Source organism: Streptomyces sp. NPDC002730 (assembly GCF_042888805.1).
GTDB lineage: Bacteria > Actinomycetota > Actinomycetes > Streptomycetales > Streptomycetaceae > Streptomyces.
Window position 1 is genome coordinate 1 of the sequence record NZ_JBIAQG010000067.1, and the last position, 1,599, is coordinate 1,599.

1 protein-coding gene is annotated in these 1,599 nt (G+C 68.4%); it reads left to right on the forward strand.

Translation table 11 applies throughout. The annotated features are described in order from the left end of the window. Window positions 1-136 precede the first annotated feature (136 nt). A complete protein-coding gene (locus tag ACFYXH_RS42450; RefSeq protein WP_389575179.1) occupies window positions 137-1,585 on the forward strand; it encodes an NF041680 family putative transposase in 1,449 nt (482 codons plus the stop codon). Window positions 1,586-1,599 lie beyond the last annotated feature (14 nt).

Genomic DNA, 1,599 nt, shown 5'->3' on the forward strand with positions numbered 1-1,599 from the left:
CTTGTTCTTTATCTTCCGGTCTCGAACAACGTCCCGAACGGGGTCACTCACCAGGGAGTTTGCCGGACGTGGGGGCGGCCTTCGTCTGATCCTGTGCTCCGACCAAGGAGCGCACGTGACCGAGACGAAGGCCGTAATGGCGAGTCTGCCGCCTGATGATGTCCGCCCGGAAGCGTTCGCGGAAGCGTCACGCTTCCGGGGCGCCTTCTACGCATGTCTGACCGCCCGGCGCGACGAATTGTTCGAGTTGGTGGACGCGGTGCTGTGTGCGGACGGCCCGGTGAAATCGCCGGTGGATCTGACGTTGGTGCCCGAACACCGCCGTGGACACGGCGCGTTGTATGGCGCCCTCAACCGCGGCGGGGTGGACGTCGACCGTCTGCGGACGGTGCTGGCCGGGTTGCCACTGCCGCGTTTCGAGGGCGGACGCCTGGTGCTCGCGGTCGACGTGTCGCCGTGGCTTCGCTCGGACGCTCCATGCTCGGACCAGCGGCTGTTCTGTCACGTCTACGGCCGGGCGAAGTCCGCGTCACAATTCATCCCGGGCTGGCCGTACTCCTTCGTCGCCGTCCTGGAGCCCGGCGCCACCTCGTGGACCGGGATTTTGGACGTGGTCCGGCTCGGACCCGAGGACGATGCGACCGCGGTCACCGCCGCCCAGCTCCGCGCTGTGGTGGAGCGGCTCATCGCGGCCGGCCAGTGGACGCCTGGGGACCCGGACATCACGATCGTCATGGACGCCGGTTATGACGTCACCCGCCTGGCCTGGGTACTGCGCGATCTCCCGGCCGAGCTGGTCGGCCGGATCCGCGGCGACCGGGTGATGCGGCTGCCGAAGCCGCCCCGCGTCTACAACCCCAAGGGCGGACATCCACCCAAGCACGGGCCGGAGTTCCGCTTCACCAAACCCGAGACCTGGCCCGAACCGGCGATCACCACGGCCACCGACACCGTGAACTACGGCAAGGCGGAAGCCAAGGCGTGGGACCGGGTCCACCCGCGGCTGACCCACCGCTCGGCCTGGCTGGAGCACGACGGTGAACTCCCCATCGTCGAGGGCACCTTGGTCCGCCTCAAAGTCGAGCACCTCTCCAAGGAGCGGGAGGCGCCTCCGGTATGGCTGTGGTCTTCGAAGACCGGAGCCGCCCCGGCGGACGTGGACCGCTGGTGGCAGGGGTTTCTGAGGAGATTCGACCTGGAGCACACTTTCAGGTTCGGAAAACAGACGCTCGGCTGGACCACCCCGAAACTGCGTACACCCGAGGCAGCAGACCGCTGGACCTGGCTCCTGGTCGTAGCGCACACCCAGCTCAGGCTCGCCCGGCCGCTGGCCGTCGACCTCCGTCGGCCCTGGGAGAAGCCGACCAGGCCCGAACGCCTCACCCCGGCCCGGGTCCGCCGGGGGTTCAGGAACATCCGAGCTCACCTGCTCTGCCCGGCCCGTGTTCCCCAACCTCGTGGCGCCGGTCCCGGACGGCCGCCCGGGACCAAGAACCGCCGTCCCGCACCCCGCTATGACGTGGGCAAGACCGTCAAACGCCCCGAGACCCTCAAGGCCATCGGCAGACCCGGTAGGTCCTGGTAGATAAAGAACAAGCT